Origin of the sequence: Mesorhizobium sp. B2-8-9, assembly GCF_006439475.1 — a bacterium.
GTDB lineage: Bacteria > Pseudomonadota > Alphaproteobacteria > Rhizobiales > Rhizobiaceae > Mesorhizobium.
On record NZ_VFTQ01000002.1, the window covers coordinates 389,896 to 413,690 of the forward strand.

20 protein-coding genes are annotated in these 23,795 nt (G+C 64.9%); 7 read left to right on the forward strand and 13 right to left on the reverse strand.

Annotation, left to right across the window (positions count from 1 at the left end; translation table 11 throughout):
- Nucleotides 1-66: 66 nt before the first annotated feature.
- Nucleotides 67-1,356, reverse strand: coding sequence for an RsmB/NOP family class I SAM-dependent RNA methyltransferase (locus tag FJ423_RS04145; protein WP_140839402.1), 1,290 nt, complete (start codon nucleotides 1,354-1,356; stop codon nucleotides 67-69).
- Between the two features lie 333 nt (nucleotides 1,357-1,689).
- Here FJ423_RS04145 and FJ423_RS04150 point away from each other — a divergent pair, with 333 nt between their 5' ends.
- On the forward strand, nucleotides 1,690-2,367 hold the full coding sequence (locus FJ423_RS04150; RefSeq protein WP_140839404.1) for an MIP family channel protein: 678 nt from the start codon (nucleotides 1,690-1,692) through the stop codon (nucleotides 2,365-2,367).
- A gap of 64 nt (nucleotides 2,368-2,431) precedes the next feature.
- Here FJ423_RS04150 and katG read toward each other — a convergent pair whose 3' ends face one another.
- Complete coding sequence (gene katG / locus FJ423_RS04155) at nucleotides 2,432-4,639, reverse strand: catalase/peroxidase HPI (RefSeq protein WP_140839406.1); 2,208 nt, start codon at nucleotides 4,637-4,639, stop codon at nucleotides 2,432-2,434.
- A gap of 171 nt (nucleotides 4,640-4,810) precedes the next feature.
- On the opposite strand from katG, the gene FJ423_RS04160 reads away from it, so the two are divergent.
- Nucleotides 4,811-5,719 carry a hydrogen peroxide-inducible genes activator gene (locus FJ423_RS04160; protein ID WP_140839408.1) on the forward strand — a complete coding sequence of 303 codons (909 nt, stop codon included), beginning with the start codon at nucleotides 4,811-4,813 and terminating at the stop codon, nucleotides 5,717-5,719.
- Between the two features lie 46 nt (nucleotides 5,720-5,765).
- Here FJ423_RS04160 and FJ423_RS04165 read toward each other — a convergent pair whose 3' ends face one another.
- The 6 genes from FJ423_RS04165 to hisS all read right to left on the reverse strand — a co-directional run bounded on the left by FJ423_RS04165 (nucleotide 5,766) and on the right by hisS (nucleotide 12,923).
- A complete protein-coding gene (locus FJ423_RS04165; RefSeq protein WP_246680083.1) occupies nucleotides 5,766-6,722 on the reverse strand; it encodes a calcium:proton antiporter in 957 nt (318 codons plus the stop codon).
- A gap of 226 nt (nucleotides 6,723-6,948) precedes the next feature.
- The gene (locus FJ423_RS04170; RefSeq protein ID WP_140839412.1) at nucleotides 6,949-7,572 is read right to left on the reverse strand and encodes a poly-gamma-glutamate hydrolase family protein; all 624 of its coding nucleotides are present in this window, start codon (nucleotides 7,570-7,572) and stop codon (nucleotides 6,949-6,951) included.
- Nucleotides 7,573-7,582: 10 nt separating this feature from the next.
- The gene (locus tag FJ423_RS04175; protein ID WP_140839414.1) at nucleotides 7,583-9,343 is read right to left on the reverse strand and encodes an AMP-binding protein; all 1,761 of its coding nucleotides are present in this window, start codon (nucleotides 9,341-9,343) and stop codon (nucleotides 7,583-7,585) included.
- Between the two features lie 86 nt (nucleotides 9,344-9,429).
- Entirely contained in the window at nucleotides 9,430-10,131 is a 702-nt protein-coding gene (gene hisG, locus FJ423_RS04180; RefSeq protein WP_140839416.1) for an ATP phosphoribosyltransferase, read from the reverse strand.
- Nucleotides 10,128-11,246: an ATP phosphoribosyltransferase regulatory subunit gene (locus FJ423_RS04185; protein WP_140839418.1), complete on the reverse strand. Its 1,119-nt coding sequence runs from the start codon at nucleotides 11,244-11,246 to the stop codon at nucleotides 10,128-10,130. Before FJ423_RS04185 ends, hisG begins: the two co-directional genes overlap by 4 nt.
- Before the next feature lie 174 nt (nucleotides 11,247-11,420).
- Nucleotides 11,421-12,923 carry a histidine--tRNA ligase gene (hisS, locus tag FJ423_RS04190; protein WP_140839541.1) on the reverse strand — a complete coding sequence of 501 codons (1,503 nt, stop codon included), beginning with the start codon at nucleotides 12,921-12,923 and terminating at the stop codon, nucleotides 11,421-11,423.
- A 324-nt stretch (nucleotides 12,924-13,247) separates the two neighbouring features.
- Between hisS and FJ423_RS04195 the strand changes: the two genes are divergently transcribed.
- Together FJ423_RS04195 and FJ423_RS04200 are read left to right on the forward strand one after the other, a co-directional pair.
- Nucleotides 13,248-13,484 carry a hypothetical protein gene (locus FJ423_RS04195; protein WP_140839420.1) on the forward strand — a complete coding sequence of 79 codons (237 nt, stop codon included), beginning with the start codon at nucleotides 13,248-13,250 and terminating at the stop codon, nucleotides 13,482-13,484.
- A 27-nt stretch (nucleotides 13,485-13,511) separates the two neighbouring features.
- Nucleotides 13,512-13,895 (forward strand): hypothetical protein, encoded by a 384-nt coding sequence (locus tag FJ423_RS04200; RefSeq protein ID WP_140839422.1) that lies wholly within the window; start codon nucleotides 13,512-13,514, stop codon nucleotides 13,893-13,895.
- A gap of 206 nt (nucleotides 13,896-14,101) precedes the next feature.
- On the opposite strand, the gene FJ423_RS04205 is transcribed toward FJ423_RS04200, so the two are convergent.
- The gene (locus tag FJ423_RS04205) at nucleotides 14,102-14,740 is read right to left on the reverse strand and encodes a DNA-3-methyladenine glycosylase I (RefSeq protein ID WP_140839543.1); all 639 of its coding nucleotides are present in this window, start codon (nucleotides 14,738-14,740) and stop codon (nucleotides 14,102-14,104) included.
- Between the two features lie 211 nt (nucleotides 14,741-14,951).
- On the opposite strand from FJ423_RS04205, the gene FJ423_RS04210 reads away from it, so the two are divergent.
- Both FJ423_RS04210 and FJ423_RS04215 read left to right on the forward strand, forming a co-directional pair.
- Nucleotides 14,952-15,692: a L,D-transpeptidase gene (locus FJ423_RS04210; RefSeq protein ID WP_140839424.1), complete on the forward strand. Its 741-nt coding sequence runs from the start codon at nucleotides 14,952-14,954 to the stop codon at nucleotides 15,690-15,692.
- Nucleotides 15,693-16,049: 357 nt separating this feature from the next.
- Complete coding sequence (locus FJ423_RS04215) at nucleotides 16,050-16,970, forward strand: bifunctional 5,10-methylenetetrahydrofolate dehydrogenase/5,10-methenyltetrahydrofolate cyclohydrolase (RefSeq protein WP_140839426.1); 921 nt, start codon at nucleotides 16,050-16,052, stop codon at nucleotides 16,968-16,970.
- Here the strand turns inward: FJ423_RS04215 and glcF are convergent, their stop codons facing one another.
- From glcF to FJ423_RS04240, 4 genes are all read right to left on the reverse strand, one after another.
- The gene (gene glcF / locus FJ423_RS04220) at nucleotides 16,971-18,296 is read right to left on the reverse strand and encodes a glycolate oxidase subunit GlcF (protein ID WP_140839428.1); all 1,326 of its coding nucleotides are present in this window, start codon (nucleotides 18,294-18,296) and stop codon (nucleotides 16,971-16,973) included. It abuts the gene before it with no gap.
- A 64-nt stretch (nucleotides 18,297-18,360) separates the two neighbouring features.
- A complete protein-coding gene (glcE, locus tag FJ423_RS04225; RefSeq protein ID WP_140839430.1) occupies nucleotides 18,361-19,566 on the reverse strand; it encodes a glycolate oxidase subunit GlcE in 1,206 nt (401 codons plus the stop codon).
- 221 nt (nucleotides 19,567-19,787) lie between these two features.
- The gene (locus tag FJ423_RS04235; protein ID WP_140839432.1) at nucleotides 19,788-21,284 is read right to left on the reverse strand and encodes an FAD-linked oxidase C-terminal domain-containing protein; all 1,497 of its coding nucleotides are present in this window, start codon (nucleotides 21,282-21,284) and stop codon (nucleotides 19,788-19,790) included.
- Between the two features lie 161 nt (nucleotides 21,285-21,445).
- Nucleotides 21,446-22,768, reverse strand: a complete 1,323-nt coding sequence (locus tag FJ423_RS04240) for a DUF3422 family protein (RefSeq protein WP_140839434.1) — start codon at nucleotides 22,766-22,768, stop codon at nucleotides 21,446-21,448.
- A gap of 209 nt (nucleotides 22,769-22,977) precedes the next feature.
- On the opposite strand from FJ423_RS04240, the gene FJ423_RS04245 reads away from it, so the two are divergent.
- Nucleotides 22,978-23,781: an FCD domain-containing protein gene (locus tag FJ423_RS04245; RefSeq protein WP_095769968.1), complete on the forward strand. Its 804-nt coding sequence runs from the start codon at nucleotides 22,978-22,980 to the stop codon at nucleotides 23,779-23,781.
- The last annotated feature ends 14 nt before the right edge of the window (nucleotides 23,782-23,795 follow it).

Below are 23,795 nucleotides of genomic sequence, written 5' to 3' on the forward strand. Positions count from 1 at the left end.
GTTTATTGCAGAGCCAGGCAAGACAGGCAATCTTTTATGCTGCAGCGCAGCAAAAGCCGGCGGTGTTCAGGCGGTCCTGCGCAAGGCATGGAGATAGAACCCGTCGGTGCCGCTGAGCGCCGGCGACAGCGAGATACCGCCGGTATCAGCAATGCGCGCGGCCCCTTCATGGCCCGGGAAGCGGCTGTCCCACAGCTGGCGATGATCGACCGGCGCGAAGCCTTCATGGCGCGCGCGGAACGCGGCGACCTGCTCGCCGTTCTCGGCGTCGAACACCGAACAGGTGATGTAGACCAGCAGGCCGCCCGGCTTGACGAAGACTTGCGCGGTGTCGAGGATCGCCTGCTGCTCTGCCTTGCGGGCATCGAGCTGCCTTTCCGTCAAACGCCATTTGGCGTCGGGCCGCCGCCGCCAGGTACCGCTGCCGGTGCAGGGCGCGTCGATCAGCACGATGTCCATATGGTTGGTGAGCGGCGCAAGCTCCGCGGGCTTGCTGACGACCTGGACGTTGCGGTTGTGTGAGCGGCGGATGCGCTCGAAGATCGGCGCCAGCCGCACCTTCTCCGCGTCATGGGCAAAGAGCTGGCCCCGATTGTCCATCTCGGCCGACAGCGCCAGCGTCTTGCCGCCGGCGCCGGCGCAATAATCGAGCACCTGCATGCCGGGCTCGGCGCCGGCAAGCGCGGCGGCAAGCTGCGAGCCTTCGTCCTGCACCTCGAACCAGCCTTTCTGGAAGGCAGGCTCGGCCTGCACGTTCGGATGCCGGCCGTCGCCGTCGATCGGCGGGATGCGGATGCCATGCGGCGCGATCGCCGTAGGCGCGGCACCGGTGCCCTGGAGCTCGGCCAGCACCTTGGCGCGATCGGCCTGGAGCGTGTTGACCCTCAGGTCCAGCGGCGGGCGCTGCGCCAGGGCGGCGCCTTCCTTGACCCAGGCGTCGCCATAGGCTTGCTCGAGCAGCGGCGCGCACCAGTCCGGGATATCGGCCCGCACAGCATCGGGGGCCTCGCCAAGCCTGCGCTCGGCAGCCGCTTTCAACTCGGACGCGCTGAGCAGCGGCGGCGCGAATTTGTCGCCGTCGAGCGCGTCGTTGAGCGACTGCGCCGTCTGGCCCCATTCCAACAGAAGCGCGCCGAAGCCGATAGCGCGCGGCGTGTCTTCGCCGAACAGCCAGCCGGCCGAGCGTTTGCGGCGCAGCGCATCATAAACGATGTTGCCGATCGCGGCGCGGTCGCCGCCGCCGGCGAAACGATGCGACAGGCCCCAATCGCGCAGGGCGTCGGCCACCGGCCGGTGACGCCGGCCGATGTCTTCAAGAACCTCTATGGCCGCCGCCAGCCTTCCGCCCAGTCGCATCCCGTTTTCCGTAGCTGTTACAATTCGGTTCCAGCCCGCTCATAAAGCCTTTCCGGCCAGGATTGAAACAGTTCCGTTCGGTTTGCCGATGAAATGGCGTTTCAAGACCGGCCCATTTGGCCGAACGATTTTTCCGTTGGTGGGAGCCCGAGTCAGGAAACAAGAACAATCGATCAGAACATGAAAGACTTCTAATGTTTTTGATTGGCGCCTGCAAGAAAGCCAACCGGCTTAACCTCCAAGCTTTTCAAGTGTTTCCGGCAGGAATACTCTTCCGGTAGTGATTCGCGACGCGGGAAACGCAGTTTCGACGGATCCTATGAGGAGAGGGCAATGAAGACTTATCTGGCAGAAGTTCTCGGCACGTTTTTGTTGGTGTTCATCGGCACCGCCTCCGTGGTCACGGGCGGCTTCGGCGGCGCGCTGCCGCTCGGACAGGAAGGCATCGGCCTGGCGTTCGGCATCGGCCTGATCGCCGCGGCCTATGCGATCGGCCCGATCTCGGGCGCGCATCTCAATCCGGCGGTGACGCTCGGCGTGTTCCTGGCGGGGCGGATGCCGGCCAAGGATGTCGTCCCCTACTGGATCTCGCAGATCATTGGCGCCATCATCGCCTCGCTGGCGCTGTGGATCATCGTTTCCGGCCAGGTCGGCGGCCACACCGGCGGCTTCGGCGCGAATGGCTGGGACGAAACGAAATGGGGCATGAGCTCAGCCTTCCTGTGGGAGCTGATCGGCACCTTCACTTTCGTCACCGTGATCCTCGGCGTCACCAACGCCAAGCACACCACCGCCTTTGCCGGCCTGGCCATCGGACTGACGCTGGCGGGCATCCACTTCGCCCTGATCCCGGTGACCGGCACCTCGGTCAATCCGGCGCGCTCGATCGGCCCGGCGCTGTTTTCGGGCGGTGCTGCGCTCAGCCAGCTCTGGCTGTTCATCGTCGCGCCGCTGGTCGGCGGCGCGATTGCCGGCGTCGTCGCCAAGGCCGGCGTCTTCGAAAAAGACTGACCGCAGTTCGATAAAGTAAAAGGCGCGGGCATGACCCGCGCCTTTTTGCTTGGGAGCTACGACTTTATCTCGCGATGTCGAAGCGGTCGGCGTTCATCACCTTCGTCCAGGCCTTGACGAAATCCTTGACGAGCTTGGCCTTGGCGTCGGCCGAGGCGTAGACTTCGGAGAGCGCGCGCAGCTGCGCGTGCGAGCCGAAGATCAGGTCGGCGCGGGTGCCGGTCCACTTGACCTCCTTGGTCTTGCGGTCGCGCGCTTCGTAAACCTCGTCCGAGCCCGGCTCTGAGCCGGCCGCCGGATCCCAGACGGTGGCCATCGAGAGCAGGTTGACGAAGAAGTCGTTGGTGAGCTGGCCAGGCCTGTCGGTGAAGACGCCATGCTTGGAACCGCCGGCATTGGCACCGAGCACGCGCAGGCCGCCGACCAGTACCGTCATTTCCGGCGCGGTCAGCGTCAGCAACTGGGCGCGGTCGACCAGCATCGCTTCGACCGACATCGGCAACCTGCCGCGGGCATAGTTGCGGAAGCCGTCTACCTTCGGCTCCAGCGCGGCGAAGGAGGCGACGTCCGTCTGCTCCTGCGAAGCGTCCATGCGGCCCGGCGTGAAGGGTACCTTGACTTCCGTGCCGCCGTCCTTCGCCGCCTTCTCGACTGCGGCGACGCCGCCAAGCACGATGAGGTCGGCGAGCGAGACCTTCTTGCCGCCGGTCTGCGCGGTGTTGAACTCCTTCTGGATGGATTCCAGCTTGGCCAGCACCTTGGCGAGCTGGGCCGGCTCGTTGACCTCCCAGTCCTTCTGCGGCGCCAGACGGATGCGGGCGCCATTGGCGCCGCCGCGCTTGTCCGAGCCGCGGAAGGTCGAGGCCGAGGCCCAGGCGGTCGAGACCAGTTCCGACACCGACAGGCCGGAGGCCAGGATCTTGGCCTTGAGCGAAGCGATGTCGGCCTCGCTTACCAGCTCATGGTCGATGGCCGGGATCGGATCCTGCCAGATCAGCTCTTCCTTCGGCACGAGCGGGCCGAGATAGCGCACGACCGGGCCCATGTCGCGATGAGTGAGCTTGAACCAGGCGCGGGCGAAGGCGTCGGCGAACTGGTCCGGGTTCTGGTGGAAGCGGCGCGAGATCTTCTCATAGGCCGGGTCGAAACGCAGCGCGAGGTCGGTGGTGAGCATGGCCGGCGCGTGACGCTTGGAGGGATCGTGCGCGTCCGGAACGGTGCCGGCGCCGGCGCCGCCTCTCGGCGTCCACTGATGCGCGCCGGCCGGGCTCTTCGTCAGCTCCCATTCATAGTTGAAGAGGTTGTCGAAGAAATTGTTGCTCCATTTGGTCGGCGTCGTCGTCCACGTGACCTCGAGGCCCGAGGTGATGGCGTCGCCGGCAATGCCGGAGGCATATTTGCTCGACCAGCCGAGGCCCTGCGCTTCGATGCCGGCGCCTTCCGGCTCGACGCCCACCAGCGAGGCATCACCCGCGCCATGCGTCTTGCCGAAGCTGTGGCCGCCGGCGATCAGCGCCACGGTCTCCTCGTCGTTCATGGCCATGCGGCCGAAGGTCTCGCGGATGTCGCGCGCGGCCGCGACGGGATCCGGCTTGCCGTTCGGGCCTTCCGGGTTGACGTAGATGAGGCCCATCTGCACGGCGCCGAGATGGCCGCGAAGCTCACGGTCGCCCGAATAGCGCTCGTCGCCAAGCCACTTGGTTTCGGAGCCCCAGTCCACGTCCTGCTCCGGCTCCCACACATCGGCGCGGCCGCCGGCGAAGCCGAAGGTCTTGAAGCCCATCGATTCCAGCGCGACGTTGCCGGTGAGGATCAGAAGGTCGGCCCAGGAAATCTTGCGGCCGTATTTCTGCTTGACCGGCCACAGCAGCCGGCGCGCCTTGTCGAGGTTGGCGTTGTCCGGCCAGCTGTTCAGCGGCGCGAAACGCTGCTGACCGGCGCCGGCGCCGCCGCGGCCGTCGCCGATGCGATAGGTGCCGGCGCTGTGCCAGGCCATGCGGATGAAGAGCGGCCCATAATGGCCGAAGTCGGCCGGCCACCAGTCCTGCGAATCCGTCATGACCTTGTGCAGGTCTGCGATCACCGCATCAAGGTCGAGGCTCGCAAACTCCTTGGCGTAGTCGAAATCTTCGTCCATCGGGTCCGAGAGGTTCGACTGCTGGTGGAGAACGGCAAGGTCGAGCTGGTTCGGCCACCAGTCGCGGTTGGTCCGTGCGGATCCATGCGCCACCGGGCATTTGCCAGCGCTGTTGTCGTCGGTTTTCGCGTCCATCTTAGTCTCCCGATTCTGCCGAGGTTTTGCCGTGGTTGAATTTGCCGAGGTTGATTTTCCCGAAATTTCGGGGGCAGCCGCTGGCCGTGCCAACCTGGAACGATTCCAGACTAGGCCGGCCTGCCGATAAAGACAAATTGCCTTTCCTGTTTCGTTTGATAGGATTTTCTTATGATTGGCCTCACTGTCCGGCAAATGCAGTATTTCGACGCGCTGGCGCAGACGCTGCATTTCGGCCGCGCCGCGAAACTCGCCGGCGTCAGCCAGCCGGCCCTTTCCGCGCAGATCGCCGAGATGGAAGAGCGGCTAAACTGCCTGTTGTTCGAACGCGGCGGCAAGACGGTGCGCATGACCGACGAGGCGCTTGCCCTGCAGCCGCGTATCGAGCGCATTCTGGCGGATATACGTGACGTCGAGACGACTGCCCGGCGCGGCCGCCCGACCATGGAAGGACGCTTCCGGCTGGGCATCATCCCGACGGTCGCGCCCTATCTCCTGCCGCATGTGCTCCCGGAGCTGAAAAAGCACTATCCTGCCCTCCAGCTCGAACTGCGCGAGGCGGTAACCGCGTCGCTGGTCGAGGATGCGACGTCCGGCCGGCTCGACGCCTTCATCGCGGCCTTGCCGCTCGATCAGCCGGCGATCGTAACCGAAGCGCTTTTTCCAGACCGCTTCTTCCTCGCCGTTCCCGCCGGCGATCCGGCCTTCGCCTCGCCGCCGGTGCCGCCCGAAAGCCCGGCGCTGGAGCGGCTGATGCTTTTGGAGGAAGGCCACTGCCTGCGCGAGCAGGCGCTGGCCGTCTGCGGCAATGTGCGGCCGGTGGCGATGGCAAGCTACGGCGCGACCAGCCTGACGACGCTCCTGCAGATGGTGGCGCATGGGCTGGGCGTCACGCTGGTGCCGGAAATGGCGGCAAGTGCTGCCGGCGTCATGCCGGATCTGAGAATCGTGCCGTTCCAGGAGCCGATGCCGCAGCGCATGATCTGCATGGCCTGGCGGAAGAACAAGGTGCGCCAGGACGAATGCGTGGAGCTGGCGCGGATCATACGCGGGCTGGACCGGGCAGTGCTGGGGGTGTGAAGCGCGCTTCGACGCATCTCCATCCCTGCGCCCGCCGGCCGGCACTTCACGGCACAAAGATCAGAAACACGTAGGTGAAAAACACCACGACATGCACCATGCCGGTCAGGAACGTCGTTCGTTCGGTGCTGAAGCTGACGCTGCAGATAAAAAGCGCCAGCACCAGAAGCACGGCATCGGACGCCGGGAGCCCCAAGGTCAGCCCCCTGCCCGTCAGCAGGCTGGCCGCCGCGACCGCCGGTATCGTCAAGCCGATCGTGGCGCAAGCCGAGCCCATCGCGACGTTTAGGCTGCGCTGCAGCTCATTCTTGAAGGAAGCGCGGATCGCCGAGATCGCCTCCGGCATCAAAACCAGCGCCGCGATCATTGCCCCTACGATGCTGTCGGCCTGGATCACCTGATAGGCGGCGAGCGCATCCTCCACGCTCGCGGCGACCTGCTCGGCGAGCAGGACAATGCCGACGAGCCCGCTCAGCAGCAGGAGCGCGCTGACGGAGATGCTTCCGTGGGTTGCAGTTCGCGTCGGAGCGTCGTGCGCCTGCCCCTGGACGAAGTCCTCCCGGTGTCGGACGGTTTGGGCGAACACGAAGCTCGCATAGAGCAGCACCGAAAGGACGCTGACAAAACCAAGCTGAGCCGCCGAAAACGTGCCGGGATCCGTGGCTTGGGTGTAGGTCGGAAGAATAAGCGTCATCACGGTCAGCGCGATCAGAACCGACAGGTATGCGCTGGTTCCTTGCCGCAGGATCGCCTGCTTGCGGTAGCGCCAGCCGCCAAGCGTGAGACAGATGCCGACGACGCCGGTGGAGGTGATCATCACCGTCGAGAAAACGGACTCGCGCGCCAGCGTCGGGTTGTTTTCTCCATGCAGCATCATGGAGACGATGATCGTCACTTCGATTGCCGTCACCGCAAATGTCAGCACCAAAGTTCCATAGGGCTCGCCCACGCGCGAGGCGACTCCCTCGGCGTGGTCGAGCACGACGAAAATGGTGGTGAACATGATGGCGCTCGACAGCACCCCAATGAGGATCCTGGTATTCAGCGACCCTTCGTCGACCGAAAGGCCGCTGGCCCTGACCGCGAAAGCCATTGCCAGCGCCACCAACGGCATCGTGTAGGACGTCACCGATCGCGCATAACCAGTCATCGAAGCCCCCGAATGCCAGGCGTTTGCCCGAGCTTAGCGGAAAAGCGCCTGGGGAGCATCACGGGCATCGTTGCAGCATTCAAAACATGATCGGGGACTGGGCGCCGTTTATGGCGTCGAATGTCTCGATGGCGTTACGAACTGCCCCACAGAATTTTTCCAGAAGTTCCGGCTCGTTGCCCAGTCGGCGGCGCAGCGAGAAAGGCACTTCCAGCTGCGCTCCCTTCCCCGTCAGCCCGCGATTCACGATGTTCGAATCCTGGATACCGGGAAAGGGATGATTGTCTCTTTTTGTCTGGAAACGGGCCTCCTGCAGACGCCCGGCTATCTCTGAAACCAACGCGGCGTCCTTGCCGCCCAGATAGACTGTCGAAAAATCGTCGCGATCCTGACGGCCGTGGATAGCGACGACGGTGGACTTCGTCCGCAACAGTTCGAGCGCGGTTGCCTCGTCAAAGTTCCTGGACGTTATGTGCAGCTCCCGGTTGCTTTCCGGCATGAGCCCTTCAAAGCAATACATATCGAGATCGGCCCCTGCTATCGTCTCGGTGATCAGGGAGGTGCGAGGCTCGATTTTGCCGCCATGCGGGGCCATGACGATGGCACTTCCGGTTCGCGCGCCCCGCCGGACGACGATGCGATAATCCACGTTTTCAATTTTGGCGGCTCTCAGCGCCGCGAAATTTGGAAACTCGTTGTCCATAGATGCCGTTTCACGCCGTCTTCTGCGCCACCAGCCCGAGCTCCTCCACCATCGCCTCGCGCATCAGGAACTTCTGCGGCTTGCCGGTCACCGTCATCGGCAGCTCGGCGCGGAAGCGGATGTAGCGCGGCACCTTGTAATGCGCGATCTGGCCGGCGCAGAAGGCCTTGATCTCCTCGGCGGTGGCGATCTGATCGGGCTTCAGCACGATCCAGGCGCAGAGCTCCTCGCCATATTTGTCGTCCGGGATGCCGAAGACCTGCACTTCCTTTATTTTCGGATGGCGGTAGAGGAATTCCTCGACCTCGCGAGGGTAGACGTTCTCGCCGCCGCGGATGACCATGTCCTTCACCCGGCCGACGATGTTGCAATAGCCCTCGGCGTCGATCGTGGCGAGGTCGCCTGTGTGCATCCAGCCGTCGACGTCGATCGCCTCACGGGTCTTTTCGGCGTCGTCCCAATAGCCCTTCATCACCGAATAGCCGCGCGTGCAGAGCTCGCCCGGCTCGCCGACCGCGACGGTGCCGCCGTCGGCGCCGATCGCCTTGACCTCGACATGGGGGTGGATGCGGCCGACGGTTGAGACACGCTTTTCCAGCGGATCGTCGACGCTGCTCTGGAAGGAGACGGGACTGGTCTCCGTCATGCCATAGGCGATGGTCACCTGGCTCATATGCATCAGCGACACCACCTTCTTCATCACCTCGATCGGGCAAGGCGAGCCGGCCATGATGCCGGTGCGCAGGCTGGAGAGATCGAAGCTGGCAAAATCCGCGTGATCGAGCATGGCGACGAACATTGTCGGCACGCCGTATAGCCCGGTGCAACGCTCCTGCGCGACCGCTTTCAGCGTCGCGCCGGCATCGAAGCCTTCGCCCGGGAAGACCATGGTCGCGCCTTTCGACACGCAGCCCATCGTACCCATCGACATGCCGAAGCAGTGATAGAGCGGCACCGGAATGCAGAGCCGGTCTTCGGTGGTGAGTTTTATGGCCGAGGTGACGAAATTGCCGTTGTTGACGATGTTGGAATGCGTCAGCGTCGCGCCTTTCGGCGCGCCGGTCGTGCCTGAGGTGAACTGGATGTTGATGGCCTCGCCGGGCTTCAGCCCTTCGGAGATGCGGTCGAGGCTGTCATGCTCGTCGCGACCGGCCATCGCGAGCACGTCGCCGAAATTGAACATGCCGGGCGAGTTGTCGTCGCCCATCCGGATGACTATTTCCAGCGCCGGCAGTTTCTTAGCCTTGAGCTTGCCGGACTCCGCCTTGGCGATCTCCGGCGCCAATGTCTCGATCATGCCGAGATAGTCGGAGGTCTTGAACTGCGCGGCGGTGACCAATGCCTTGCAGCTGACTTTGTTCAGCGCGTATTCGAGCTCGGTCAGCCGGTAGGCCGGGTTGATGTTGACCAGAATCAGGCCGATGCGGGCGGTGGCGAACTGCGTCACCAGCCATTCCCAGCGGTTCGGCGACCAGATGCCGACGCGGTCGCCTTTTTCGAGGCCGAGCGCCAGGAAACCGGCGGCCAAGGCGTCGACCGCATCCGACAGCTCGCTCCAGGTGAAACGCTTGTCCTGGCCGACGAAAACGGCGGCGTCGAGCGTCGCGTATCTGCTCACCGTATCGGAAAACAATTCCGGAATGGTCTTGTCGAGCAGAGGCACCGAGCGGTCGCCCGACACATGCGCCTTGCCGCCAACCGGAGCAATGAAGCTGTTGCGCGTTTTGCGCAGATTGGTGGCGTTCATGAGCTCGTCGAGTTTGATCGCCATCGCCGTTCTCCTCCCGGGATAGGCCAGCCTATCAGCCGATGGAGATGGTGGAAATCCTTCAAAGGTCCCCCTTTGCTTGAGGCCCCTCAGCGAGGAGGGAGGACGCTCATCTTCGCGGCGATGTCGCGCAGGATCGCTTCGTCGGCCGCATCGCGCCGCTTCTTCGACGCCACCAGACAGGCCTGCGACTTCAGGATCGTGCCATCGCCCAGCACCTTGAGGTGGTTGGCGCGCAGCGTCGAGCCGGTGGTGGTGATGTCGACGATGACGTCCGCAAGGCCGGCGGCCGGCGCGCCTTCGGTGGCGCCGAGGCTTTCGACGATGCGGTAGACCTGGATGCCATGCTTGAGCGAAAAGAACTGCTGCGTCAGCCGCCAGTATTTGGTGGCGATCCTGAGCCTCCGGCCGTGGCGTTGGCGAAAATCAGCGGCGACGTCATCGAGGTCGGCCATGCTGTCGACGTCCAGCCAGATGTCGGGCACCGCCACCACGACATCGGCATGGCCGAAGCCAAGGCGGGCGACGATCTCCGCGCACGCTTCCCAGTCGGCGAGGTTCTCGCGCAAAAGGTCCTCGCCGGTGATGCCGAGATCGACCGCGCCCTGGCCGATCTCGCCGGCGATCTCGGACGCGGACAGGAAGGCCACCTCGACATTGTCGAGACCGTCGATGCGGGCGCGGTACTTGCGGTCGTCTTCAGGCAGGCTCACGGCCAGGCCGGCCCTGGCCAGCACTTCGAGCGACTGCTCCTTGAGACGGCCCTTCGAGGGGATCGCCAGCGTGATCATTTGGCGCTCTCCCGCAAGGCTTCGATACGGTCGAGCCAGACCGAGAAGCCGACCCCTGGAATCGGCTTTTTTGCACCCAGCAGCGTCAGCAGCCGGTCGTAGCGACCGCCGCCGACCAGCGGCCGATCGCCATCCCGGACCGCGATCTCGAAGACCAGGCCGGTGTAGTAATCCAGCGGGCGACCGAAGGCGGCGTCATAGCGGATTTGCGCCGCCGACAGCCCATGCGCCTCGATCGCCTTGGCGCGGGCGGCGAAATTCTCCAGCGCCGGTCCCAGCGACAGGCCGGCATCGGCGGCGAATTTTTCCAGCGCCGCGGTCGCGTCGCTGAGCGCGACGTCGATCTCGAGAAAGCCCTTCAACGCCGAGAAGGCCTCGTCGGACAGCCGCACGCTGCGCAGTTGCGCTTTCTCGATCAGCCGGCGCGCAATGTCGGCAGGCGCGCGGCCGGATGACGCCGACAGCCCGGCTTCCTCCATGCCGTCGGCAATATGCGCGGCAAGGCCTTCCACATCGCCGTCGAGCACCAGCAGCGCGACCGGACCGGAAAGCTGACTGTTGCGCGGCGGATTGGCGAGATCGGCAAGGGCGGCCTCCAGCATCGGCGCGGAGCCGAAGGCGCGCGCCAGGCGCATGCGCCAGCCGCGCGGCAGGCCGAGCGCCGCCAGCACCGCCTCGAACAAGGTCTGGTCACCAAGCGTGACGGCGAGCTTCCAGCCAGGCAGCACCAGTGACAGCAGCGCATGCGCGTCGGCCAGCGAGCGGGCATCGGCGGCGGCCGTGTCGCGGTCGCCGAGATCCTCGATGCCGGCCTGGAAGAACTCGTTGCCGCCGTCGCGGCGCTGGCGGAACACTTCGCCGAGATAAGAATAGCGGCGCGGCGTGCCGGCCTGGCTGGAGATGTGGTCGAGGCAGACGGGAATGGTGAATTCGGGCCGCAGGCACAGCGTCTTGCCGGTCTCGCTTTCGGTCAGGAAGATGCGGCGACGCAGGTCTTCGCCGGCCATGTCGAGGAACGGATCGGCAGGCTGCAGCACGGCGACTTCCACGGCGTGGGTGTCGCGGGCGGCGAATAGTTCGACGATGTCGGCGGCGATGGCGGGACGGGTGGTCATGCGGCGCCCCTTCCCCTTCTCCCCTTGTGGGAGAAGGTGGATCGGCGCGCAGCGCCGAGACGGATGAGGGGTGTTGGAAGGAATGAGACGCCGGCGTTCCCTGGAACACCCCTCATCCGACCGAGCTTCGCTCGGCCACCTTCTCCCACAAGGGGAGAAGGGGAGGTCGGCGCCCTATCGGCCACGTGCGCGCTCCTCAGCCTGCGCCGCCAGGATCTTCTTCACCTCGCCAACCAGCTCGCTCTCCGCCACCGTCACTTGCGCCGGCCTTGCGGCGCGCCATTCGGCATTGTCGGCGATCTCGGCCGACAGGCGCGCGCCTTCGATCAGGTCCTTGATCTGCACCTCGCCTTTGGCGCGCTCGTCGCCACCCTGGATGATAGCGACCGGGCTGCCGCGACGGTCGGCATATTTCAGCTGCGCCTTCATGCCGGCGCCGCCGAGATACATTTCGGAGCGGATGCCGGCGGCGCGCAGGTCGGCAACCATCTTCTGGTAGCGGCCGAGGCTTTCGGTGTCCTTGTCCATGACCAGCACCACGACCGGCGCGATGACATCGGAGGCGTCGAGCTTGCCGAGGTTCTTGAGCGCCGTCATCAGCCGGGAGACGCCGATGGAGAAGCCGGTCGCCGGCACCGGCTCGCCGCGGAAACGCGAGACCAGCCCGTCATAGCGCCCGCCCCCGCCGACCGAGCCGAAACGCACGATCTGGCCTTCGTCATTGGGGATCTCGGCCAGCAACTCGGCCTCGAAGACCGGGCCGGTGTAGTATTCGAGGCCGCGCACGACGGAGCGATCCATCACAATGCGGTCTTCGCCATAGCCAGCGGCTCTAACCAGCGCCTCGATCGTTGCCAGTTCGCCGACGCCTTCCTGATAGACAGCGTTGGCATTGACGCTTGCATCCTGGGCGGCCTGCCCGTTTCTTGCCGTTGCCAGAAGAACCGCCTCACCTTGCGTGTCGTTCAATCCGGCGCCCTTGGCGAAGTCGCCCTCGCCTTCCTTGCCGCCATCCCAACGGCCGGGACCAAGCAGGAGCCTGACGCCTTCCGGCCCGAGCTTGTCGAGCTTGTCGATGGCGCGCAGCACCGTCAGCCGGCGGCCGGCATTTTCCTCGCCGCCAAGGCCAATTGCTTCCAGCACGCCGTCCAACACCTTGCGGTTGTTGACGCGAATGACGTAGTCGCCGCGCTTGATGCCGAGCGCTTCCATCACGTCAGCCATCATCATCGCCATCTCGGCATCGGCGGCGACACCCGGCGTACCGATGGTGTCGGCGTCGAACTGCATGAACTGGCGGAAGCGGCCGGGACCAGGCTTCTCGTTGCGGAACACCCAGCCGGAGCGGTAGCTGCGATAGGGTTTTGGCAACCTGTCGTAATTCTCGGCGACGAAACGCGCCGTCGGCGCGGTCAGGTCGTAACGCAGCGACAGCCACTGGTCGTCATCATCCTGGAAGGAGAACACGCCTTCATTCGGCCGGTCCTGGTCGGGCAGGAATTTGCCGAGAGCATCGGTGTATTCGATCATCGGCTGGTCGGCCGGCTCGAAACCGTAGAGCTCGTAGACCGAGCGGATGGTCGCCATCATCTTCTCGACGGCACGAATATCCTCGGCGCTGCGGTCGGCAAATCCGCGCGGCAGCCGCGCTTTCGTCTTTTCCGATTTGTCGGCCATGGGATCGGTCTTTCTGGTCAATGGGCGCGCGTTTCCTAAACGATGCCGCTTGGAGCGGCAAGGGTTAGCGCCTCGCCTTCCCCTTGTGGGAGAAGGTGGATCGGCGCGATAGCGCCGAAACGGATGAGGGGTGTTCCAGCGGAGCGAGACGTCGGCTTTTCCTGAAGCACCCTCATCCGGCCGCTTCGCGGCCATCTTCTCCCACAAGGGGAGAAGGAAAACTGAAACAAACAGCGCCAAAAACGAAACAATTCCGCCGTCGGCGCGGCATGCTACCGACACAATCGGCGACCATAAAGCAAGTCGAAACAAGGGGTTCGGGGCATGACGACGGCTAACGAGATTACCGAGAGCGGCACATCGGCCAGGCTGCGGCCTGCCGGCGGCTTTATGCTCAAGCCGGCCCAGCAGCCGGCCGGGCCGTTCGAGGTCGCGGCCGAGGCGCGCGAGCCCACCGTGCGCGACGCGCTGGTGACTGGCCTGCTGGTGATCTATCCGGCCTTCGCGGCGGTGGCGGCGATCATTGCCGGACTGTTCCTGGCCGGCGCCGGCAGCGTCTGACTTTCACTCAACGATCGGGGGATCATCATGCATCTGCAATTCGCGTACGCGCTTGCCGGCGCGCTTTTCTGTAGCATGCCCGTTGCCGCCAACGCCTGCCAGGCGGGTGATGCCCGTCTTGCCGGCCATTATTACCTGAACGGCGTCATGGAGGTCGGTTCAGAACTGCTGTTGAAGAAAGACGGCAGCTTTGAATTCGCGCTCGCCTATGGCGCCAACGACCAGTACGGCAAGGGCTGCTGGGTGCGGAAGGGCTCGACTGTCGAGGTCATCCCGGCAGGCCGCAGCTCCGCCTCCACGCATCATACGCCCGACGACAGCGGCTTCAGCGGACTGGTGCTGACGGTGTCCGGCTCCAGTCTGGTGTGGGACATCAACGGCAGCGGCCATAAGGGCAGATTCGAGAAGTAGCGCGCCTCTTTTCCTTCTCCCCCTGTCGGAGACGGTGGATCGGCGCGTTAGCGCCGAGACGGATGAGGGGTGCTCCAGCGAAGTGAGCCGCTGGCAATCTTGCCGTCTCCTCCGGCGGTGTGAGACGCTGGCTTTCCCTGGAACACCCCTCATCCGGCCGCTTCGCGGCCACCTTCTCCCACAAGGGGAGAAGGAAGAAAGCACCCCTACTTCGGCCGCTTGAACGTCTTGCGCTCTTTCTCCACCTCTGCCCGGCAGTAGCAGCCTTCGAGATGGTCGTTGACCAGGCCCATCGCCTGCATGAAGGCATAGACCGTGGTCGGGCCGACAAAGCTCCAGCCGCGCTTCTTCAATTCCTTCGATATCCTGACCGACACCGCCGTCGTCGGGTTGGCGCGCAGATGCGCCAGGTCGACGATTTCGGGCCGCTCGCCCGGACCCGGCTCGAACTTCCAGAACCAGGCGGCAAGCGAGCCGAACTCGTCGACCATCTCGCGGGCGCGTTTGGCGTTGTTGATGGTCGAAACGATCTTGCCGCGGTGGCGGATGATGCCGGCATTGCCGAGCAGGCGCTCGACATCCGCGTCTGTGAACGCCGCCACCTTTTCGAAGTCGAAACCGGCGAAGGCCTCGCGGAAATTCTCGCGCTTGCGCAGGATGGTCAGCCACGACAGGCCCGATTGGAAGCCTTCGAGGCAGATCTTTTCGAACAGCCGGCGATCATCCGTCACTGGCCGGCCCCATTCGTGATCGTGGTAGTGGAGATAGTCCGGCAAATTGCCGTGCCAGAAACAGCGCGCCTTGCCGTCGGGCCCGTCGAGAATGCCGGCATTTTCAATCGCCATCGTCAGCAAATCCATTCGTTAACGCGCCTCAGCGCAGCTTTTACCGTGGCTTTACCAGATTCCTGAACCGGCCGGTAACCACACCAAAAGGTTTACTGACAAAGCGGCATTTTACGCATTCCGATTCATGTTTTGCTTGCCGCTCCGCGCCAAGGATCGCGAAACCGCGGGCTCCCTACGCCCCGGATGAGTTCGATCAAGGTGCGTTCCGATGAAGACAGCGTTTTGTTCCCTGCTCGGCGCGGTGGCCATTCTTGCCGCCGGCGCCACGACTTCCCTTGCCAATGACCGCTATGCCGACGTGCCGCCGGTGATGGTGAGCCCCGACCTTTCGGCGCCCTGGGTGCTGCAGCTCGGCCATGCGCCGGGCATCGTGCGCCCAACCCGGCAGGCGGTACAGCAGCCGCTGCAGCGCCTGTTCCAGGCGCAGCCCGACCGGCAGAAGACGGCGGCCGTGCAGCAGCCGGCCAAGCGCATGGTGATGCGGCCGCAGATCAATCCGGTCTACCTGCCGCAGGAAGTCGCCTATGACGGCCCTGCGAAGCCGGGCACCATCGTCATCGATACGCACCAGAATTTCCTCTATCTGGTCGAGAAGAACGGCAAGGCGCGGCGCTACGGCGTCGGCACCGGCAAGCCCGGCTTCGAATGGTCCGGCACCCACAAGATCACCGACAAGAAGGTCTGGCCGGACTGGCGTCCGCCCGCGGAGATGATCAAGCGCGAAGCTGCCAAGGGCCGCTACCTGCCGACCTATCTTGCCGGCGGCATCGAGAACCCGCTCGGCGCGCGCGCACTCTATCTCGGCACCACCGAATACCGCATCCACGGCACCAACCAGCCCTGGACGATCGGCGGCGCGGTGTCTTCCGGCTGCATCCGCATGCGCAACGAAGATGTCGTCGATCTCTATGAGCGCGTAAATGTCGGAACCACGGTCGAGGTGATATAGTCACAGCGAATCAGCTGGTTAGACGGCGCAGCACTTTTTGTCTGATGCTGTTGCAGCCAAGTCATAGTGCCATCCTGCGGGATGTGCTTTAACCAGCGAAGGGGTTTATGGGGGACGGGCCGTGTGGGGATACGGCCAGTCGCGAAAAGGCAGCGCAGGGAAACCGCGCTGCCTTTTTCGTTTTTTGTTTTTTCCATGCATGAGGTGGCAAGTCGCCCCGAAAGCAGGGCATTTCGTTTCCGGGGCTGATTTCCCGGCGCTCCTCTGCTATTGCAGTGCACAAATCTTGATAGTCACGCAATTCCGGAGGGCAGTGCGCCTTTCCTTGAATTGCCTCAGAAGGCAGAGGTGCCAGCCATGACCCGGACCGACGACAGCCGCTACCTGAAAGGCGGCCCGGTCGCCCAGCGCATCATCGCTTCGGTGCGCGAGGACGCAGCGATCGCCACGGCCGAAGGTTTCCCGCCGAAGCTTGTCTCGATCACCGTCGGCGATACCGCAGCGGTCGATGTCTATGTGCGCAACCAGCGCGCCAAGGCAGCCCTTGCCGGCATCTCCTTCGAGGAGCGGCGCTTTGCCGCCGACATCACCGCCGGCGAACTTGAAGCTGCGATCCACGGCCTCAACGCCGACCCGCGCGTCACCGGAATCATCATCCAGCGGCCGGTGCCGGCGCATATCCCGATCAAGACGCTGCAGGCGGCGGTGCATCCGCTGAAGGACGTCGAGGGCATGCATCCGGCCTCGATCGGCAACATCGTCTACAACCAGCTCGACCTGGCGCCCTGCACCGCGGCTGCCTCGGTTGAGCTGCTCAAGGAAACCGGCCTCGAGCTCCAGGGGCTCGAAGTGGTCGTCGTCGGCCATTCCGAGATCGTCGGCAAACCGATTGCCTTCCTGCTGATGAGCGAAGGCGCGACGGTGACGGTCTGCCATCACATGACGCGATCGGTGGCGGCGCATGCGCGGCGCGCGGACGCGCTGTTCGTCGCCGTCGGCAAGCCCAGGCTGATCAAGGCCGACATGGTGAAGCCGGGCGCTGCCGTCATCGACATCGGCATCAATTCCGAGGTCGGATCCGACGGCGAAACCCGCATCGTCGGCGACGTCGACACGGACAGCGTCAAGGACGTGGCCTCCTGGATCACGCCGGTGCCGGGCGGCGTCGGCCCACTCACCGTGGCGATCCTGTTGCGCAACACCATGGTCGCGCTCAACCGCCAGCGCGCGCTTTACCGCGCGACCTATGGCGTGCCGGACCAGCTCGCGGCGGAATAATTATTCGGCAGCGATCAAACCGCTGTCGGAAACGCCTTCCGGCTTCGGGCCGCCATAAGCCCAGTCGAGTAGCTTGATCGTATGCACGACCGGCAGCTTCGCCGCGGACGCGATCTGCGTGATGCAGCCGATGTTGCCGGTGGCGACGACTGAAGCGCCCGTCGCTTCGATGTTTTTGACCTTGCGGTCGCGCAATCTAGCCGAAATGTCGGGCTGCAGGATGTTGTAGGTGCCGGCCGAGCCGCAGCACAGATGCCCCTCGCGCGGCTCGCGGACAACGAAGCCGGCCTTGGCCAGCAGCTCCTTCGGCTGACGCGTGATCTTCTGGCCGTGCTGCATGGAACAGGCCGAATGGTAAGCGACGACCGTGCCCGGCTTGCGCACTGGCTCGGGAAGGTCGAGCGCGGCGAGATATTCGGTGATGTCCTTGGCCAGTGACGATACCCGCGCCGCCTTTTCGGCATAGGCGGGATCGAGGCGGAGCATGAAGCCATAATCCTTGATGGTCGTGCCGCAGCCGGACGCGGTGATGATAATAGCGTCGAGCCCGCCCTGCTCAATGGCGCGCATCCAGGCGTCGACATTCTGTCTGGCCGAGGCAAGGGCCTGATGCTCGCGGCCCATGTGATGGACGAGCGCGCCGCAGCAGCCCTCGCCCTCCGGCACCACGACCTCAACGCCGAGCCTGGTCAGCAAAGAGATGGTCGCCTCGTTGATCGCCGGATCGAGCACGGACTGCGCGCAGCCGGTGAGGATCGCGACGCGGCCGCGCCTTGCGCCTTTCCCGGCATGTGTGCCGGCCGAAGCCATCGGCGATGCCGGCGGGATCGCCGATGGCGCGAGCTTCAGCATCGCCGCCACCGGCCTCAGCGCCGGCAATTTCTCGAACAGGCCGATGAACGGCCGGCCGAACCCGGCGAGCTTCAGCGCGGCGCGGAAGCGGTTCGGGTAAGGCAGCACGAAGGCTAGCATGGCGCGCGTCAGCCGGTCGAGCAGCGGGCGCTTGTAGGTTTCCTGGATATGAGCGCGGGCATGGTCGACCAGATGCATGTAGTTCACGCCCGAGGGGCAGGTCGTCATGCAGGCAAGGCAGGACAGGCAGCGGTCGATATGGGTGACGATCTCCTTGTCGGCCGGCCGGCCGTTCTCCAACATGTCCTTGATGAGGTAGATGCGGCCGCGCGGCGAATCGAGCTCGTTGCCCAATGTCACATAGGTCGGGCAGGTGGCGGTGCAGAAGCCGCAATGCACGCACTTGCGCAGGATCTTTTCCGATTCCGCGACATGCGGGTCGGCAAGCTGCGCGGCGGAGAAATTGGTCTGCATATCGCCGTCTCTGTTAGACGCAATTCCGGACGGAAAACCGTTTCACATTTTTCCTGGAATTGCTTTAGGCCATGCGGCCGGGGTTGAGAATCTGCTTCGGGTCGAACTCGGCCTTGAGCCGCGCCGAAAGCGCGGCCAGATGCGGCGGCTGCGGCTCGAACACCGGCAGCGCCGCGCGATGCGGTGCGGATGCGCGTACCAGCGTCGCGTGGCCGCCGCCATGCTTGCGGATCAGTCCACGCAGCAGCCCGGCCTCCGGGTCGTTCTCGCGCATCGACAGCCACACCAGACCGCCCTGCCAGTCATAGAAGGCATCGACCGCCGCCTGCATGCGCAGCGCCATCACCATGTGATGCGCCGCGGATGGCGCCATCGAGACGCGCCAGACCGGCCGCGCGCCGCCGTCGGCGAAAGGCACGCAGTCGCGAATGTCGCGCCAGATCGCCTTCGAGGCCTCGCCGGCGATTTCTTCGAGCGGGCCGGCCTTGCCGAGCAGCCGCTTCAGGGCCTCGATGCGATAGACGACCGAAGGCCCGAATCCCTCGACGCGCAGCAGCGTGGCGGCATCGCTGCCGTGCTTGCCGCCGGCGACCTTCGCGGCGATGCGCTCCGGCAGGTGCGCGGCGCTCGACACCTCGGCGCTGGAGCCGAGCGCCAGCGCCATTGCGGCCACGGCGGCATCGTCGAGCAGGCCGCGTATGGCCAAGGTCACTTCCGTTTCCGCGGCCGGCAGGACCTTGAAGGTGACGTCGGTCAAGACGGCGAGCGTGCCCCAGCTGTTGGCCATCAGCTTGGAGAGGTCGTAGCCGGTCACGTTCTTGACCACGCGGCCGCCCGACTTGAAAGCCTCGCCACGGCCGGAGACGGCGGCGACGCCGAGGATATGGTCGCGCGCGGCGCCCGCCTTGAGGCGACGCGGGCCGGAGAGGTTCGAAGCCAGCACGCCACCGATCGTGCCCTTGCCTGGTTCACCGCCGAGCAACGGGCCATAGTCCATCGGCTCAAACGCGAATTGCTGGCCGTTCTCGGCAAGCAATTTTTCGATCTCGGCGAGCGGCGTGCCGGCCCTGGCCGAGAGCACGAGCTCGGCCGGTTCGTAGAGGGTTACGCCGATGAGGTGCGACAAGTCGAGTGTGTGTTCGGTCTGTAATGGGCGGCCGATGCCGCGCTTCGAGCCATGGCCGAGGATTTCGAGCGGCGTTTCCTCGGCGGCTGCCCATTGGATGGTGGAGAGGGTTTCGGTGAGTGTGGAGGGGGTGAAGGTGGTCATGACGACGCCAAGCTCCCAAAAGAGGATACGTCGAGTTCCTTCGCACCCCCCTCTGTCCTGCCGGACATCTCCCCCGCAAGGGGGGAGATCAGATGTCGCCTGGGCTTTCGCCAATCTCCAACGCCGGCAGAAAGGCGGTGCGCCGAAGCTGCTAATCTCCCCCCTTGCGGGGGAGATGTCCGGCAGGACAGAGGGGGGTGTTCAAGCGCCAACCTTGCCACTCAAAACCTCGGAATATCCGGAAACGCCACCTGCCCGCGATGCACATGCATCCTCCCAAGCTCCGCGCAGCGTCGCAGCTGCGGAAATACTTTTCCCGGGTTGAGCAGGTGGTTGGGGTCGAAGGCGCATTTGACGCGCATCTGCTGGTCGAGGTCGATCTGGTTGAACATTTCCGGCATCAGGTCGCGCTTCTCGACGCCGACGCCATGCTCGCCGGTCAGGACGCCGCCGACCTGGACGCAAAGGCGCAAAATGTCGGCGCCGAAGCTCTCGGCCTTGTCCAGCTCGCCCGGCACATTGGCGTCATAGAGGATAAGCGGGTGCAGATTGCCATCCCCGGCGTGGAAGACATTGGCGACGCCGAGGCCGTATTTGTCGGAGAGATCACGCATGCCGGCGAGCACGCGCGGCAGTTCCTTGCGCGGGATGGTGCCGTCCATGCAGTAATAATCCGGCGAGATACGGCCGACCGCCGGGAAAGCCGCCTTGCGGCCGGCCCAGAAGCTCAGCCGCTCCTGCTCGGATTGCGAGATGCGGCAAGTGGTCGAGCCGTTCCTGTAGGCGATCGCCTCGACGAGGCCGATCAGGTGGTCGACCTCGACACTCGGTCCGTCGAGCTCGACGATGAGCAGCGCCTCGACGTCGAGCGGATAGCCGGCATGGACGAAATCCTCGGCCGCGTGGATCGCCGGGCGGTCCATCATCTCCATGCCGCCGGGGATGATACCGGCGCCGATGATGTCGGCGACGCACTGGCCGCCCTGTTCGCTGGTCGGGAAGCCGATCAAGAGTGCGCGCGCCGTCTCCGGCTTCTTCAATATGCGCACGGTCACCTCGGTGACGACGCCGAGCAGGCCCTCGGAACCGGTCATGACGCCGAGCAGATCATAGCCTTCCTGATCAAGATGGCTGCCGCCGAGGCGCACCACCTCGCCGTTCATCAGCACCATCTCGATGCCCAGCACATTGTTTGCGGTGAGCCCGTATTTCAGGCAGTGCACACCGCCGGAATTCTCGGCGACATTGCCGCCGATCGAGCAGGCGATCTGGGAGGATGGATCGGGGGCGTAATAAAAGCCCTCCTGCTCGACGGCGGTGGTGATGCCGAGATTGGTGACGCCCGGTTGGGCCACGACAACGCGATTAGGATAGTCGATTTGAAGAATGCGGTTGAAGCGGCTCATCACCAGCAGCACCGCATCCTCGAGCGGCAGCGCGCCGCCGGACAGCGAGGTGCCGGAGCCACGCGGCACGACGCGGATGTTGCGCTCGTTGCAGTATTTCAGCACGCGCGAGACCTGGGCGACCGTTTGCGGCAACACCACGACCAGCGGCAGCTGCCGGTAGGCGGTCAGGCCGTCGCTCTCGAAGGCGCGCATTTCATTAGCCGCGTCGACGACGCCCTCGCCCGGCACGATGATGCGCATGTCGGCGACGATCTCGGCGCGCCGGCGCATCGTTTCGGCATCTGGCTTGGGCATGGCTAAGCCGGACATCGGGCAGCCTCATCCGCTCTTGACTGGTCAAAATCTTTTACCAGCCCGACGGTTTTGTTGCAAATGCTGCTTTGCTTGCATTCGGCGGCGAGCGTGACGCCAAGCTTCCGCAGCGGCAATCTGCCGCTGCGGACAGACCCGCGCATGAAGATGGTTGTCCGCTACTCGCCCGGATGCTTTGCCGGCTCGGAATGCATCTTGCGCACCCGGCGCACGCCCCACCAGACGAGCAGGATGGCGACCGGCACGGAGGCCGCGGTGATCACTTCGGGCGCGAAAGCGTGACCGAAGACCGAGGCGCCCTTGGCCAAATAGCCGATGAGGCCGACGACATAATAGGATACGGCGGCGACCGACAGGCCTTCGACAGTCTGCTGCAGGCGCAGTTGCAGCCGGGCGCGGTTGTTCATCGAGGCCAGTAGATCGCGGTTCTGCTTCTCCACATCGACATCCACCCAGGTGCGCAGCAGCGTCGTGGCGCGGGTGAGTTTTCGCGACAGGTTGGCCTGGCGCTCCTCGACCGAGCGGCAGGTACGCATGGCGGGCGCCATGCGCCGCAAGAGAAAGCCCGCCCAGGTGTCGTAGCCTTGCACCGGCTCTTCATCCAGCGCTTCCAGCCTCGCTGTGACGATGCCGTCATAGGCGCGGCTGGCGCCGAAGCGATAGAGGCTGGACGCGGCGTCGGCCTCGAGCTCGGCGGCGAGTTCGGTGAGGTCGGCGAGCAAGGTCTGGCTGTCGCGGGTCTCGACCGCCTTCATTTCCAGCGTGGTCTGCGCCAGGCGGTCTTCGATGCGACGGGCGCGGCCTGACAGCGTCAATGCCATCGGCAGGCCAAGCATGGCCAGCGTCCGATAGGTCTCGATGTCGATCAGCCGCTGCGACAGGGCGCCGGTGCTGGCCGGCGTCAGGCCGCGATCGAGCACCAGCATGCGGGTCAGGCCGTCGCCGTCCTGGCGGAAATCGGTGACGATGGCGGCAGCGCCCCGCTCGACCAGCGAATAGCACAGGCTGGTCGGGTCGAAGCCGGCGATCAGCCTTTCGCTCGCCTGCGTCCATTTGCGGATTTCCAGACGGATGCCGGAAATCACGGTGCCGGGCGGCGAGAAGCCATTGCCGAAGGGCGAATCCTCTTGCCCCCGGCCGTTTTCGGCCAGCGGCCCTTCCCAGAGATAGGTCGAGAATTCCGTATGGCGCTCCCAGCGCAGCGTGCCCTTGCCCCATTTCATCGCATGATGGCGGGCATTGCGCTCGGGCGCGGCGATGCCCAGCCGCCGCGACAGTTCCGACAGCACGGCATGATCGACCGCGGTGCCGCCCTCGGTCATGAAGGAGAGCTGGACCAGCACGCGCGGTTTCTCGATCAACGGATGCGGGCGGGCATGGACCTCGCCCAGCGCGCCGGGCCGTCCCTCATGCGCCGGAAAGCCCATCACGCTGCCTTGGGCGCGCGGTTGGAATTCGAGACTGGACATCTCGTCGGACACGGTTGGTCCCCCTGGTTTCGACCTTCGTGCAAACCCTGCCGTCTTGCGTCAATCGGCGGGACGCGTAAACAGCAAATATCCGCATCCAGGCCCGGCGGCACGCGGCCGGCAATGCGACGGGCTGGACGAATTGGATAAATAATTTGACCAGTTGGCGACAGAGGCTTTAATCTGCACCACATCCGTCCCGCATCCCAGGCACCCTTCCGTTGAGCGACATCTTCTCCAGGATCGAGCATTCGCGCACCGCCGACGAGGTGGTGCAGCAGATCGAGAGCCTGATCCTCGAAGGCGTGCTGCGCACCGGCGACCGGTTGCCCGGCGAGCGCGAGCTGGCGCGCCAGTTCGACGTGTCGCGGCCGATCCTGCGCGACGCGCTGAAGGCGCTGGAAGGCCGCGGGCTGCTGACGACCAAGGCCGGCGGCGGCACGCATGTCGCAGACGTCATCGGCCAGCTTTTCACCAAGCCGGTGACCGATCTCATTTCCACGCACCGCAAGGCGGTGACCGACTATCTGGAATACCGGCGCGAGATCGAGGCTGTGGCGGCCGAATACGCGGCGCGCCGCGCCACGCCGGAGGACCTCGCCCTGCTCGACCGCATCATGGCACGGATGGACGAGGCGCACCGGACCGGCGATTTCGACGATGAGGCGGAAATCGACGTCGAGTTCCACCACGCCGTCTGCGAATGCGCGCACAACATCATCCTTTTGCACACGCTGCGTTCCTGCTACCGGCTGCTGTCGGAAGGCGTGTTCCAGAACAGGCTTCTGGTGTTCGGCGTGCCCGGCGCGCGGGAGGCGCTGCTCGAGCAGCACAGGGCGATCCACGCCGCGATCAAGGCGGCAGACCCAATCGCGGCGCGCAAGGCTGCGATGGACCACATCACCTATGTCGAGCGCTCGATGGCTGAAGCCGAGCGCAGCGGCGACTGGCAGCGCGTATCTAGGCTGCGCCTCAGACAGCGCTCGGACGCCGGCGACATCGAACCCACACGAAAACGCTCCTAAGCAGCGGGGACAAC